Origin of the sequence: Rhodococcus sp. NPDC077669 (assembly GCF_040686915.1) — a bacterium.
GTDB classification, from domain to species: Bacteria; Actinomycetota; Actinomycetes; order Mycobacteriales; family Mycobacteriaceae; genus Rhodococcoides; species Rhodococcoides fascians.
Window position 1 is genome coordinate 271,936 of record NZ_JBFBMD010000003.1, and the last position, 13,798, is coordinate 285,733.

Consider the following 13,798-nt stretch of genomic DNA (forward strand, 5'->3'; position numbering starts at 1 on the left):
TTCCAAGACCCGCTCACAGCACGTCCTGCGCGAGTGTCATCAGGCGACGGTGCGCATCGGCTCCGGCGCGGCCTATTTCGTCCTGCGGTGCGCTGATCAGGACGTCGTTCTCGACGATCGTTCGACCGCCCACCATCAAGCGAGCAAGCGGTGGCGTCTGCCCGTAGGCGAACGCGACCACAGGGTCCTCCACGGCCGAGTAGAAACCATCGGTGCGCCAGATGGCGATGTCGGCCAGCTTGCCGACCTCGAGCGAACCGATCTCGCTCTGCCGTCCCAGTACCTTTGCACCGCCCAGGGTTCCGATCTCGAGTGCCTGACGCGCGGTCAGTGCTGTCGGACCGTACTTGGCTCGCTGCATGTACATCGCCTGGCGGACCTCGCCGGCAAGCGGCACCATCTCGGCCGAAGCGGAACCGTCCACACCGAGGCCGACGGGTGCGCCGGCCGCGAGCAGGTCCGAGATTCGCGCGATGCCTGCGCCCAGACGTGCATTGGAACTCGGGCAGTGCGCAATGCCGGTGCCGGTGGCCGCCATCTTCGCGATGTCGGAGTCGTGCAGGTGTACCGCATGGGCGAACCACACGTCGTCACCGAGCCAGCCGACCTGCTCCATGTATTCGACCGGGGTGCAGTTCATCTGAGCGAGGCAATGCTCCTCCTCGTCCAGAGTCTCGGCCAGATGGGTGTGCAGCCGAACACCTTTTGCGCGGGCGAGTTGTACGGACTCGACGAGCAGTTGCTTGCTGATCGAGAACGGGGAGCACGGCGCGACGGCGATGCGGAGCATAGAGCCGAAGGCGGCGTCGTGATAGGTGTCGATGGCCTCGGCGGTAGCGGTGAGGATGTCGTCGAGCGTTTCGACCACCTCGTCGGGCGGCAGACCGCCGTCGGAGACACCCCGGTCCATCGAGCCGCGGCACGGCTGAAATCGGACGCCGATGCGCTGAGCCGCGTCGATCTCGGCGGCGAACAGGTCGCCCCGGCCCTTGGGGAAGATGTAGTGATGATCGGTGCTCGTCGTGCATCCCGATTTCGCCAGCCAGCCGAGGCCGGCAGCAGCTGCGCCACCGACGACCTCGGCATCCATCTTCGACCATGGCTTGTACAGCGCCACAAGCCATTCGAAGAGCGTGTTGTCCTTGGCGAGACCTTGAGAGGCCCACTGATAGAGGTGGTGATGGGTATTCACCAGTCCAGGCGTGACGAGGCAGCCGGACGCGTCGATGTTCTCTGCCCCGGCGAGGACCGGTGCCGAGCCGGATCCCACGGCGGTGATCTTCGTTCCTTCGATCACGAGATAGCCGGAGGGAATCTCGTCGCCGACAATGGGGGCGATATACGCATTGGAGATCACGGTGGTCATGTGTCGTCGGCCTTTCGAGTTGCTGCGACATCGTAAGCCCGCCGGAGCGTCGGCGCAGCGGAGCGGGTCTAGGGTGACGGTATGGCTCTCATTGCACAGTTGGATCTGACGTTCAAGCCCGAATCCCTCGCCGAAGCACGGGCGCTGCTGCGGACCGTTCTCGCGGACACCCGCGCGTTCGAGGGGTGCCTCGGCGTCGAGGTGTGGGTCGACGAAGAGAACGAAGCGCACGTCGTCGCGCACGAGACGTGGGAATCGGCGGAGGCCGACGCGAAGTACCGCGAGTTCCGCGCCGGACCGGGCAAGATCGTCGAATTGCCGCCGCTGCTCGCCGCAGCACCGTCGTTGACGAAATTCACCGTCGATTCCTCGGTGTAGCGGATTCGTCGATCCGGCCACCGGCCACGGTGGCCGGTTGTGGTCGACCGGTGAGGAACCCCTGCACCATGTCGGCACCGAGATCGGCCGCCACCCGCAATTCCGCGTCGGTCTCGACACCCTCCATGATCACGCCGGCACCGATCTGTCGGGCGAAGTCGATGATCGCCGTGGCCGCGGCGCGACGGAACGAGTCCCGATCGATTCCGTGCACGAGTGCGTAATCGATTTTGAGGGTGTCGGGCCTGAGCTCGACGATGTGGCGCATACCGGCGAATCCGGCTCCGACGTCGTCGATGGAGATTTGGACCCCCGCGTCGCGCAGACCCTCGATGGCGCGGGTCACCGCACGGTAGTCGTCGACGCGTTCGTGCTCGGTGATCTCGAGGTGGAAGGTTCGGGTTGCCAGATGCGGACGCAACCGGTCGAGTAGGTCGGTGGTGCGGATGGTGTCGGCCGACGCATTGAGCGACACGAACGGCCCCGGTGGCAGCAGGTGAACATCCGCTAGTGCCCGTTCCAGTGCGGCGCGTTCGAGCCGTGGACCGACGCCGGCCTCGGCTGCGTCGCGGTACCACGACAGGGGCGATCCGTGGCCGAACGGGAACCGCGACAGTGCCTCGTAGCCGACGGTCGAACCGGTGACCGTGTCGCAGATGGGCTGAAAAAAGATGTCGGGACCGCCGGATGCGATGAGCGCATCGATTCTCTGCCTGGCCTGTTCGCGGGCGTCCGCTGCGGACAGTCCCGTCTCCGGAAACTTTCCCGAGGTCCGTGCTTTGAAGCGATACATCTCGATGTCGGCGAGAGCGATCAACCGTCGGACCAGTACATGTAGGCCGGTGTCGGCGGGTGGCGTCTCCACGGCCGAGCCCACACTGGTGGTGAACGGCGGGCCGTCGAACGATTCCTCCAGCGATGCGCGAATCCTGTTGTCCGATTCGGCAATGGACTCTCTGGTTCCGACGCTGACGACCACGAACTCGTCGCCGCCGAGTCGTGCGACCGCGGACTTGTCCCCCACCGCATAGGACAGGCGACGGGCGACCTCGACGAGCACTGCGTCACCGGAGGGATGGCCGAACCTGTCGTTGATGTGCTTGAACCGATCGATGTCGAGGACGGTCACTCCGACCGCTTGCTGTGCGCGATCCTCGGCTGGGGACAGGCGCAACGAGTCGACGGTATCGAGCAGCCCACGTCGGTTCCACAGGCCGGTCAACGGATCTCGCAATGCCCTCGCCGCGCTCGTTCGCAGCTGACCGATGTACGACTTGATCATGAAGGGTGCGGCGTAGAGGGATCCGATGGTGACCATTCGAGAAGTGGTGGACCATGGATCGGCGCCCTCGGAGACAGCCAGAGCAGCGAGGCCCGCGAGGGTCAGTGCGCCGATTGCCAAGTGAATCAACATGACACGGTGCGAGCTCGCGACGACGATGAACGCCGCGACGATCGAGAACATCGCGCAGCCCGGCATCGCGTCGAAGTGGGTTTGGAAGGCGAACAGAACGGTCACGATGCCGACGTCGGCGTAGAGGATGTAGACGATCGCCATCCTCGGGGACGCCCACGGCCGGAGGTACCAGGCAATCGCCACCGGCACCGTGGTGACGGACGCCAGGAGCACGGCGATCGACATGGGGTCGGAGAACTGACCGGCGGGGACCATCAGGGCCCCGGCGAGGCCGAACGTGAGCGTCATTCCGCTGATGAACAGCCGCACCCAGCGTTCCTCCGCGGTGGGTGCGAAGTCTCCCGGTTCGGAAATGGTGACGCCCTCCGTAGAACCAGCCACTAACCTGCGTGAACGCTAGCACCCACAACGGGCGCCGTAGTGGGGATGCAGCCGTTCAGACCATGTCGTGCTTGGTGAGCCAGCGCAACGTCGGCCAGCCGAGAAACACCGGTAACCAGCAGGTCAGTACGCGATAGAGCAGCACGGACGGGACTGCGATGGAGGCGGGGAGACCGAACGCGGCAAGCCCGCCGATGAGGGCTGCTTCCACGGCCCCCACACCGCCCGGCGTCGGGGCGGCCGAGGCCAATGTGCCACCGATCATCGTCACCACTGTCACCGTCACGAACGTCGTTCCGCCGCCGAACGCCTCGACACTCGCCCACAGGGCGAGCGCAGCACCCAAAGTGGTTGCGGCGCAACCCAATATGATGATCGAGAACCGTTTCGGGTCGCGGGCGAGTTCGCCGAGCTCGGTGAGCACTTCGGCAACCTGGGGCCGGACGGCCACTTTCAGCCACAGTCGCAGCTTGGGCACGAACATGAAGGTCCCGACGACTCCGAATGCGACGCCGGCGATGAGGTACAGCACGGTGTTGCCCGGCACCATGTTGGACAGCCCCGACGACGTTCCGGCGACGACGCTGAAGAAGATCAACAGGCTGACATGGGTGATCACCTGAACCGACTGTTGCAGTGCCACAGCGGCCGTCGCGCGGACGGTACCCAATCCACCCTTTTGCAGAAAGCGAACGCTCAGGGCCAGGCCACCGACGCCCGCAGGTGTCGTGGTCGCGGCAAAAGTGTTCGCTACCTGCATGATCGTCAGATTCCGGAAGCTGACCTTGCCGAATGCGCAGGCCCACAATGCGGCACCCGCACCGATGTAGGTCAGTGCGGAAACGGCCAGACCGAGAAGTGCCCACCACCAGTCGACCGAGCCCAATTCGACGACGAACGCGGGAACTGCACTGATGAACGGGTAGGCGACGTAGACCAATCCGATCAGCAACACGAGCGAGATGATCTGGTTGCGACTGAACCGAGTGACCTGCTCGGCCTCGATACTCGCGGCGCCGGTCTGATCGAGCACTTCGAGCCGGACGGACTTCATCGTCTTCCCGGCATCGGCAACCGACTGGCGCACCCGAAGGGGGATGGCGGACTTGGTCAATCGACCGGACGCCGCGATCACGACGTCGATTCCCAATACCTCGACGGCGGTGGCCACGGCGCGATGGGAGCCGAAAAGGTCTGCGGTGGTGAGTAACAGCTGTGCGACGTCGGATTGCATCTGGGCGTCCGACGCGCCGAGTTCTGCGTGCCCGAACCCGCAGAACAGTGCCGCGCCGTTGTGGAGCCGCAGTTCACCCCGATGCAGGTCACCGTGCGAGATCTGGTTCTCGTGCAACGTGTTCAGAGCCGACCAGAGAGCTCTGAGCGCGGCATCGTCGAGCTCGGCTTCGATGGGGTCGCCGATGGGCTGGCTGTGTGCGTACAACGTCCAGCCGCGGTCGAGTGCTGCTACCGCCAACGGGTCGCTGCCTGCGGCGTTCATACTCTTGATGGCCAGGCCCATCAATGCGCGATGCTCGACGGCGCGGCGCATGGACGCGTGCAACGGCGCTGTCTCGCTGCCGCGGCGGGTGATCCATCGCCAGAACTGGCGCAGCGCACCGCCACTGCGTTGGTTCTGTCCGTAGAGCTCGACCACCACATCGGCGTCCGGGGTGTGTGCGTTCAGCACCAACGGGCCCGGGCCCGCAGGGCGCACGACGGTGAAGCTGCGGACGTCGACGCCCCGGCTGCGGAACAGGCGCACGGCCGCGTCGAGTGGAACCTCCAGTGCCGGGGTGCCGACCAGCAGCACGATGATCGCACCGACGAGCCAACCGACGGCCAGCCCGAGCAGCGAACGGGCCGGGACCACCGTGGACACGACCAGGTGTATCGGTACGAAGGCGAGCAGCAGTGCCCACCATGCTCGACGCCACCGCGCGGGCAGGCCCGGGCCCGACACCGTGAGCGCCGCGGCGAGCATGGCGATCCAACGTGAATCGTCGAGGAATTGCGACAGGAACGTGTCGAGTCGCTCGGGCACGTCCAGGTCCCACGTCGGAGTCGAGATTCCGGTACCGGTGATGGACAGAGCCAGCGCGGCGATCAGAGCTGCTGCCGCGTACCCGGCCAACAGTTTCCATTTGCGTCCGGCGATCAGCCCGATCAACACCCCGAACGGGAGGGCGAGGATCGCGACGCCGTAGACGATGTAGACAGCGTTGGACTGATCGGGGCTGAGCACGCCGACGATGTTGGACACCGATTGTTCGAGTGCATCCCACTGATTTCGGGTGATGAGCGAGCCGGCGATGACCAAGCTCAAGAACACCGAGGCGGCAACGACCCGAATGATGTCACTGGTTCTTCTCACCAGCGGCTGCAGCAGGTTTCCCGCTACGGGAACGTCCCGCCCATCCACGCGCATGGGCTCAACTTACCGTGCGGTACGTCGACGGAGTTCGTTGCGCACGGCGGGCCATTCGGATTCGATGATCGAGAACACGACGGTGTCGCGCAGTGAACCGTCGGCCATGCGTTGGTGATTGCGCAGAATGCCGTCCTGCTTGGCTCCGAGTTTCGCGATGGCCGTCCGCGATTGGAGGTTCATCCAGTGGGTGCGGAATTCCACCGCGATACAACCGAGTTCCTCGAAAGCGTGCGTCAGCAACAGGAGTTTGCTCGACGCGTTGGTACCGGTTCCGTGGGCGGAGCGCGCATTCCAGGTGTACCCGATCTCGACGCGACGGTTGTTCGCATCGACGTTGCAGAAGGTCGTCGCGCCGAGAATCTGCCCGGTATCGTTGCGCCGCAAAGTGAATGGAAGCATGGTTCCCGCGTCGAGCAGTCCGAGCCGGCGATCTATCTCTGCGGCCATGTCTTCCGGTTTCGGAACGCTCGTGTACCAGAGGTTCCAGAGCTCGCCGTCGCGGGCGGCATCGCACAGCCCCTCGAGGTGATCGCGGCTCAGCGGCTCGAGGGTCACGAGGTCGTCAGTGAGGGTCACCGGTTGCAGAAAGGACATTGGCCGACGATACGTCCCGGCGTGGTGTTCGCAACAGCGAGAAGATCACCGCCGCGGTCACGACGAGAGCTACGACGACGATCGACACGACCTCGGTGTAGGCGTGCGCGTAGGCGTCGGCAAACCCGGGTCGTCCGGCTGCTGCGGCGTCGGCGTCGGCTCGGTCGGGTAGCTCGCCGCGGACCAGGACGGTCAACAACCAGGCATATCCGGCCACCATCAGGGCCTCGCTGCCGATGCGAAACAGGTTCAGCACGCCCGCAGCGGTACCGCTGCTGTGCGGCGGTACCGCAGCCAGTGCCTCGCCGTCCACCAAGCCGATCGGGAGTCCGAATCCGAGCCCCAACGCGATCATCGGGACCACGACGGCACCGAGCGGGACACCTGGTTGCAGTGCCAGCATGCCCAGATTGCCGAGGACGAGGCAGCCGAGGCTGACCAGCACGACCCGAGTGGGGGTGATGGCGTCGAACATGCGGCTCAGGCGGGCAACGGTCAGCGGAGCGAGCAGAACGGGGATGGTCATGGCCAGCATGAACACTCCGGCAAGCCCCGGCGTCAGCGACGCGACAGCGCTCAGCGCAGCGGGCAGATACGTGAGCAGCGTGACGAATCCGATGGCTCCGGCCACCGGAACGAGGCACAGGGCCAGGAATCTCCGGTTGCGCAGTAGCGAGAAATCGAGCAGGCGGTGCGCCGTCGATTCGGTTCGCAGAGGCGGCAGAGCGACAGTTCCGATGGCCGCCGCAGCCAGGACGACCGCCTGGGCGGCGAACACGCCCCGCCACTCGAACGCCGCGACGAGCAGCCCGGAGATGGTGGGCCCGAGTGCCAGACCGAGACCGTTCACGGTGCCGAACAGTGCGAACGCGGTTGCTCTGGCCGTGCCGTGGAAGTGAAGCGAGAGAATGGAAGTGGAGCCCACCAGAACCGCTGCGGCTCCGATGCCCGCGAACACCCGCGCGACATCGAGTAGGTACAACGACGGCGCGACGGCGCTGACCGCACTCGCGACGGCCGTCAGCACCACCCCGATGCGGAACGACGTGCGGTGACCGATTCGATCCGACACCGCGCCCCAGACGACGGTGAACAGCGCGAACGCGATGTTGAAGCCGTTGACGACCCACTGCAGAGGCGTCGGATCGGTGCCGAGGTCGCCGGCGATGACCGGGAGGGCGAGTGCAGTACCCGAGATGGACATCGGTACGACGAATTGAGCCGCGAGTACGACCGGTAGCACTGCTTTCATGTGTCCCCCTGAACCGTAGGTACGATGGTTGTCGTACTAGACCAGGTTTAAAGGTACGGCGCAAGTCGTACCTTGTAGGAGGAGCGCATGGCGGACAAGGACGGGCATCCCGAGCCCGAGGAAATGCAACTGGGTGCGGTGATGTCCGCGTTGGCCGATCCGTTGCGTCGCCAGGTGGTCACCGAACTCGTCGGCGACGACGACGGAGCCGAGCGGACGTGTATGTCGTTCGAGCTCGGTGTCACCAAATCGACTCTGACGCACCATTTTCGAGTGCTACGCGAGGCAGGCCTGGTGTTCCAGGTCGATCGCGGAAACAGTCGCAAAGTGACGCTGCGCCGCCACGAGCTCGAAGAGCGATTCCCCGGTCTGCTCGATCTGATCGCCAACGAAAACCGGTAGCCCCGCACCCTCTCCGCGTCCTACGGTGGGCGGCATGCACTTCGCGATGATCGGCACGACGGCGCCGAGTCACATCTACCCCTCGCTTGCCGTCGTCGCCGAATTGGTCCGACGCGGGCATCGTGTCACCTATGCCGTCGGTGAGTCGTTGCGGCACTTGGTGGAACCGGCTGGAGTCGAGGTGGTGGCGTTCCCCTCGATACTTCCCGACGGTGAGGGCTCCTGGCCGGACGACCCGGCGTCGGCGATGCAGGTGTTCCTCGACGAAGCGATCGCGTCCTTTCCCGTGCTCACCGCGTTCTACGACGACGATCAGCCGGATGTGATCCTCTACGACATCGGCGGCCTGACCGCCCCGATCCTCGGCGTCCGGTACGGGGTGACGGCCGTGCAGCTCTCCCCCACGTACGTCGCCTGGGACGGCTACATCGAGGATCTCGGTGACGGGATGACCTCTATCCGCGAGTCGACAACCGGAGTTGCGTATCGCGATACCTATGCGACCTGGTTGCGAGAGAACGACATCGACGCAGACCCGTGGGACTGGATCACGTACCCGGAGCACTGCCTGTCGTTGATCCCGAAAGTGATGCAGCCGAACGCCGATCGAGTCCCCAGCTCGGTGCAGTTCGTCGGCCCGTGTCTCGATCCGGTGCGACTGCACGACCGATCGTGGTCCGCGCCCGAGGGGCCCGTTCTCTACGTATCGTTCGGCACCGGGTACAACGAACGCCCCGACTTCTACCGGCTGTGCATCGAGACGTTCGCGAACACGGACTGGCACGTGGTGATCTCCATCGGCCGACGCGTCGACCCCGCCGTACTTGGGGAACTGCCCGCGAATGTCGAAGTCCACGAACACGTTCCGCAGCTCGCGGTGCTCGACGCCGCCACCGTGTTCGTCACCCACGCCGGAATGGGTGGGTGCACCGAAGCCCTGTGGTTCGGCGTACCGACAGTTGCCCTACCGCAGGCGGTCGACCAATTCGGTAACGCGGCGATGCTCGCCGAACTCGGCGCAGGAGTGCACATCGACTTCGACGGGATGACGGCGACAGGACTACGCGACGCCGTCGAACAAGCCCGGGGACTCGCGCCGCGCGCACGTGAGATCAGCGCAGAGGTGCGCGCGCACGGCGGCGTCGACCAGGCCGCGAATGCGATCGAGGCATTCGGTGTCGATGCCGGCGGCGCGGCTACGTAGCCAGCGTCGCCAACTCCTCGAACGTCTCGGCGTACGTGTCTCGGACCTGATCCCAGGAAGCCGTCATGTCCACACTCTCCGGACCGGCGATCGGCAGCGCATAGCCGTACTGCGAGCGCGGCACCGGGCTACCGGGCAGAACGAGTACCTGTGTGAACGCCGCAGAATCAGGATTGAACGTCAGAGTGTGCGAGGCGACGTTGCGGCCCCAATCCTCCGACGGCCACGACAGGAAGATCACGTGTCGAGGGTTCTCGGCGGGGTCGGTGTACGAGACATAGCTGCCGTAATGATCTTCTCCCGGAGACATGATCTTGTATGCGCCGTTGTCGGTGTAGATCAACAACGCCTCGGCGAACGGCTTCTGATCGAACAGTGCGGTGTACCTCAGCGCCTGAACGAACACGGGCCGGCCCAACGGAATCGAGATTGCATCCTGCTGTGTAGTCACGAGAATCAAAGGTACCGATTCAGTCCTCCAGAACGCTGACGCTCACGCCGTAGGGCAGGAAACGAACCCGTCGACGCGGGTCGGTGTTGTCCTTGTGTGCCCGCAGCGCATCGAGTTCGGTGGCGTAGAGCTGATCGACCTGCGCCGAGCCGGCATCGTCGACGCTGTAGATCGCCCAGACGCCATCACCCTTCTGGCCTGTGGTTTCCGGCTCCGGCGGGGCTTTGGGTGCTCCCGTGTTGGCGAACAGTGAGCCGACCACCTCGCGCAGGCCCTCGGTTGCTTCACGCGCGAACTTGTCGAAGTCGTCGGATCCGAATCCGAAGGGTCCCTGGTTGGCCATGGCGCTACCTCCTGAGTGAAACTCCAGTATGCGCGCTTTCTCCGAACGGACGAGAAGCTACTGCTGCAGTCGGGCCCCGATGGTGTTGTGCAGAGCCCGCAGTGAGTTCTGGCCGAGCGAGACCGTCTGCGATTCGATGTGCCGCAACAGATGGGTGTCGTTCAGAACCTTCTCGCTCGACTGGATCAGCACCGTGCCCGCGCCGGTGAAATCGAACTGCCGCTCTTCGCCGCTGTTGGCCCCGAGGAATCCGCGTGCTGCGCCGAGGAAGTTCTGCATCCAGGCGGCATCGAAGTGATGCGACGGCGACGGGCAATCCGCCCAACCGACAAGCGCTTCCGGGTCGATGCGTAGTGGCGGCTCGGCGAACATGACCGTGCCGTTGGACGAGGCGAGGAACTTGCCGGTACCGAGCAGGGTCAGGAAGCCGGGCACGATGGACTGCTTGAGGTCTAGAGTCGGCTCGAAGGCCAGCAGATTCGCGGCTCGGATCGTGAGGTTGCCGTCGTCGAGGTCGTAGCTGTTGATGTTGAACCCGCGATCGCCGAGGATCAGCTTGCCCTGCCCCTGCGCCAGCACCCAGTCGTTCGAGTACAGCGGCGACGAGAACCGCGCCGCCACGATGGCGGGCATGGACGTCTGCCCGAGCGGTTCGAAGCGAACATTGCCGTAGTACGCGGTCATCGCGCCCTTCGACGTGAACCACGGCTGGCCTGCGAGTTCGACGCAGAACGCGTAGTCGTTACCGGGCACGTTGTCGTTGACCGGCAGGGTGTACGGGGTGTGAATGTCCAAACTCATTGCCGCTCCCTAGAACTTCTGCTCGGACGCCTGGACCCACACGGTGCCCATGCCCGTCATCTTCAGCTGGATCGCCTCTCCGCTGCCCTTACCCACGGCGTCACGCCACCCCACGTTGGCGGAGATGTCGACGTTGATGTTGCCGATGTGGCACACGTACGCCTGCGGATCGACCACGACCATGGGGTTGTTGGGCCCGACCTGCAGCGGAGTCGCGCCGCCGTGCGACAGAACCGCGACGCTGCCCTGGCCGGTCAGTTGTGTCGTGAACAGACCCTGCCCGGTCATGGCACCGCGCACTGCTCCGCGAACCCCGCCCTGAGAGGTGAGCGCAACGATGGAACTCTGCAGGTAGCCGTCGTGCACCAGGAGTCGGTCGGCTTCCACGGTGAGCATGGACGAGCCGTCGAGATGGATCACTTCGACGTACAGCCCGGCGTGGCCGTAGAAGACCTCGCCCTGACCCTCGGCGGCCATCATCGCCACGTGCTCGCCTGCCATCATGCGGCCGGCCATCCCCGCGACGCCGCTCATGCCGGGCATGGCACCCGCGCCCCCGCCCATGGAATGCGGGACGAACCGGACGTCGCCGGTGTAATAGAGCATCGATCCGCGCCGAGCCAGCACACTCTGATTCGGTGCCAGAACGGATTTGACGACTTTGCTGTTGACGAGTTCGAGCGGCACGTCAGCGCTCCTCGGGTTGGATGTAGACGACGCCCTGGCCGTCGAAGCGGAGTGAGAACGCCTCGCCGCTGCCGCCGCCGATGGCGGAGCGCCACGTGACGTCGGTGACGAAGCTCTGGTTGAGCTGTCCGCGATGGGCGACGAAGGCGTCGGGGTCGACGACGAGCGGATACTGCGGATCGACGGCGAGCGCGATGATCGGCCCACCCTTCGACAGCAGCGCCACCGTCCCGGAGCCGCTGACGACTGTGGTGAACAGTCCCTGCCCCGACGTCGCACCACGAAGGCCGGAGAACTTCACGTCCGTCTTCAATTGACCTGTGAGAGCAAGCAATTGAGACGATTCGACGTGCAGGTTGTCGCCTTGCACCTCGACGAGAGTGATGTCCTGGGCGTCGACCGCGAAGTACACGGTGCCTTTGCCGGACACGTCCATCAGCGACAACGACTCGCCGGTCACCTTTTGTTTGAGCGCGGCGCGAAAACCGCCGCCACCGCCCATGCCTGCGCTCTTGAAGGCGACATCGCCTTCGTAGGCAACCATCGAACCCGACATCGCGCGCAGAGAGTCACCGGTCAGGTCTGCGACCAAGACACGGTGCCCGTTCATCCTCAGCTGAGCCACGGGGGAACTATGCCACCGCTCGCACCCCCGCGGCTACTGCTGGAGAAAATCTAGACGAGCGGCTTCAGAGCCTTGCCCGCCAATTCGACGGCACCGGGCTGGTGTCCGTTGGTGATCAGGTTGATGATGACGCCGTCGATGCCCTGATCGAGTACGCGCTTCTGCACCTGCTCGGCAACATCGTCGGGCGTTCCGCAGAAGTGGCGATCGGTGGCCTTCGCTGCGTCCTCCTCAGAGAGATTCGTTAGATCGAGGCCCTGCTTCAGCACGAACTCCCGCTGCAACTCCTTGGCCTTGTCGCCGTCCTCGTCGATGATGACGAAGGCGAGGAAGCTCGTCTCGAGATCCTTCGGATCGCGGTCGACTTCCTCGCACCGGGCCTGAACGGCGGCCATCTTGCGGGGCAGTTCGTTTGCGTCGCAGATGATGTTGAGGTGATCGGCGAACTGTGCGGCCAGGCCGAAGGTCTTCTTCTCGCCGCCACCACCCAACATGATCGGCAGATCATCGCGGATGCGGGGCTCGTTCATCGCGTTCTCGACCTGGTACCACAGGCCGTCGAACGTGGGACGCTGGCCGCGGAGCATGGGTTCGATGATCTGCAGGGCCTCGTCGAGGCGCTCGAATCGGTCGGTGAACGTACCGAATTCGAGTCCGAAGCTCTGATGCTCGAGTTCGTACCAGCCGGCACCGATACCGAGAATGGCCCGGCCGCCGCTGACGACGTCGAGCGTGGTGACGGTCTTGGCCAGGATCGCCGGGTTGCGATACGTGTTGCCGGTGACCAAGGCGGAGAGCTGGATGGTGTCGGTGGCCGTCGCGAGCGCCGACAGGGCGGAGTAGGCCTCGAGCATCGGCTCGTCGGGCTTTCCGATTCCGGGGAGTTGGTAGAAGTGATCCATCACGAATGCAGTGTCGAACCCGGCCGCTTCGGCCTCGCGCGCCTGCGCGATGACCTGGGGAAAGAGTTCCGCGACCGAACCGTCGTAGCTGAAGTTGGGCATCTGGTAACCGAGGCGAATAGTCACGGGAGCCACGCTACTCGGATATCGGCCCACAGCACGTGGGAGAGCGCGATAATTCGTCCATGACCACCATCGATCTGGCCCGAGCACCGTTCTCCGGATTCGCCGTCGACGACCTGCCGGCAGCTCGCACGTTCTACGCGGACACCCTCGGTCTCGAGGTGACCGAGAACGAGATGGGGATGCTCGAACTTCACCTGGGAGCTGCGGCGGTACTGATCTATCCCCGGCCCGGTCACGTGCCGGCGCAGTACACCATCCTCAATTTCCCGGTGACCGACATCGAGGCCGCAGTCGATGCATTGATCGCCAAAGGGGTGGTGTTCCAACAGTATCCGGACATGGGCACCGACGAGAAGGGGATCTTCCGGCACGGCGGACCGCTCATCGCCTGGTTCACCGATCCGGCGGGCAACGTGTTGTCGGTGCTGCAGGACTGAACTC

Annotated in this window: 15 protein-coding genes; 4 read left to right on the plus strand and 11 right to left on the minus strand. The window is 64.8% G+C overall.

The window, feature by feature from the left end; translation table 11 throughout:
- Positions 1-13 precede the first annotated feature (13 nt).
- Positions 14-1,366, minus strand: a complete 1,353-nt coding sequence (locus AB0P23_RS05775; protein WP_363797012.1) for an 8-oxoguanine deaminase — start codon at positions 1,364-1,366, stop codon at positions 14-16.
- Between the two features lie 81 nt (positions 1,367-1,447).
- Here AB0P23_RS05775 and AB0P23_RS05780 point away from each other — a divergent pair, with 81 nt between their 5' ends.
- A complete protein-coding gene (locus AB0P23_RS05780; RefSeq protein ID WP_027495153.1) occupies positions 1,448-1,744 on the plus strand; it encodes an antibiotic biosynthesis monooxygenase in 297 nt (98 codons plus the stop codon).
- Here AB0P23_RS05780 and AB0P23_RS05785 read toward each other — a convergent pair.
- From AB0P23_RS05785 to AB0P23_RS05800, 4 genes are read right to left on the minus strand one after another with little or no spacing between them, the layout of a single operon-like run.
- Positions 1,722-3,542, minus strand: coding sequence for a bifunctional diguanylate cyclase/phosphodiesterase (locus tag AB0P23_RS05785; RefSeq protein ID WP_230595188.1), 1,821 nt, complete (start codon positions 3,540-3,542; stop codon positions 1,722-1,724). The genes AB0P23_RS05780 and AB0P23_RS05785 overlap by 23 nt on opposite strands.
- Before the next feature lie 55 nt (positions 3,543-3,597).
- Positions 3,598-5,967 carry a lysylphosphatidylglycerol synthase transmembrane domain-containing protein gene (locus AB0P23_RS05790; protein WP_032373487.1) on the minus strand — a complete coding sequence of 790 codons (2,370 nt, stop codon included), beginning with the start codon at positions 5,965-5,967 and terminating at the stop codon, positions 3,598-3,600.
- Positions 5,968-5,976: 9 nt separating this feature from the next.
- Entirely contained in the window at positions 5,977-6,564 is a 588-nt protein-coding gene (locus tag AB0P23_RS05795) for a GNAT family protein (protein WP_032367733.1), read from the minus strand.
- On the minus strand, positions 6,533-7,816 hold the full coding sequence (locus AB0P23_RS05800; protein ID WP_032373488.1) for an MFS transporter: 1,284 nt from the start codon (positions 7,814-7,816) through the stop codon (positions 6,533-6,535). The genes AB0P23_RS05795 and AB0P23_RS05800 overlap by 32 nt, the downstream gene beginning before the upstream one ends.
- A gap of 87 nt (positions 7,817-7,903) precedes the next feature.
- On the opposite strand from AB0P23_RS05800, the gene AB0P23_RS05805 reads away from it, so the two are divergent.
- Together AB0P23_RS05805 and AB0P23_RS05810 are read left to right on the plus strand one after the other, a co-directional pair.
- On the plus strand, positions 7,904-8,218 hold the full coding sequence (locus AB0P23_RS05805; RefSeq protein ID WP_027495157.1) for a helix-turn-helix domain-containing protein: 315 nt from the start codon (positions 7,904-7,906) through the stop codon (positions 8,216-8,218).
- A gap of 34 nt (positions 8,219-8,252) precedes the next feature.
- Entirely contained in the window at positions 8,253-9,422 is a 1,170-nt protein-coding gene (locus AB0P23_RS05810; protein ID WP_363797016.1) for a macrolide family glycosyltransferase, read from the plus strand.
- Here AB0P23_RS05810 and AB0P23_RS05815 read toward each other — a convergent pair.
- From AB0P23_RS05815 to AB0P23_RS05840, 6 genes are all read right to left on the minus strand, one after another.
- Positions 9,415-9,873, minus strand: a complete 459-nt coding sequence (locus tag AB0P23_RS05815) for a hypothetical protein (protein ID WP_027495159.1) — start codon at positions 9,871-9,873, stop codon at positions 9,415-9,417. The genes AB0P23_RS05810 and AB0P23_RS05815 overlap by 8 nt on opposite strands.
- A 19-nt stretch (positions 9,874-9,892) precedes the next feature.
- On the minus strand, positions 9,893-10,216 hold the full coding sequence (locus AB0P23_RS05820) for a hypothetical protein (RefSeq protein WP_027495160.1): 324 nt from the start codon (positions 10,214-10,216) through the stop codon (positions 9,893-9,895).
- 57 nt (positions 10,217-10,273) lie between these two features.
- Positions 10,274-11,017 (minus strand): AIM24 family protein, encoded by a 744-nt coding sequence (locus tag AB0P23_RS05825; protein ID WP_363797018.1) that lies wholly within the window; start codon positions 11,015-11,017, stop codon positions 10,274-10,276.
- Between the two features lie 9 nt (positions 11,018-11,026).
- Complete coding sequence (locus AB0P23_RS05830) at positions 11,027-11,704, minus strand: AIM24 family protein (RefSeq protein ID WP_027495162.1); 678 nt, start codon at positions 11,702-11,704, stop codon at positions 11,027-11,029.
- 1 nt (position 11,705) lies between these two features.
- Positions 11,706-12,314 (minus strand): AIM24 family protein, encoded by a 609-nt coding sequence (locus AB0P23_RS05835; RefSeq protein WP_027495163.1) that lies wholly within the window; start codon positions 12,312-12,314, stop codon positions 11,706-11,708.
- A 65-nt stretch (positions 12,315-12,379) separates the two neighbouring features.
- Positions 12,380-13,357: an LLM class F420-dependent oxidoreductase gene (locus AB0P23_RS05840; protein WP_032368006.1), complete on the minus strand. Its 978-nt coding sequence runs from the start codon at positions 13,355-13,357 to the stop codon at positions 12,380-12,382.
- Between the two features lie 59 nt (positions 13,358-13,416).
- Here AB0P23_RS05840 and AB0P23_RS05845 point away from each other — a divergent pair, with 59 nt between their 5' ends.
- Complete coding sequence (locus tag AB0P23_RS05845; RefSeq protein ID WP_027495165.1) at positions 13,417-13,794, plus strand: VOC family protein; 378 nt, start codon at positions 13,417-13,419, stop codon at positions 13,792-13,794.
- Positions 13,795-13,798 lie beyond the last annotated feature (4 nt).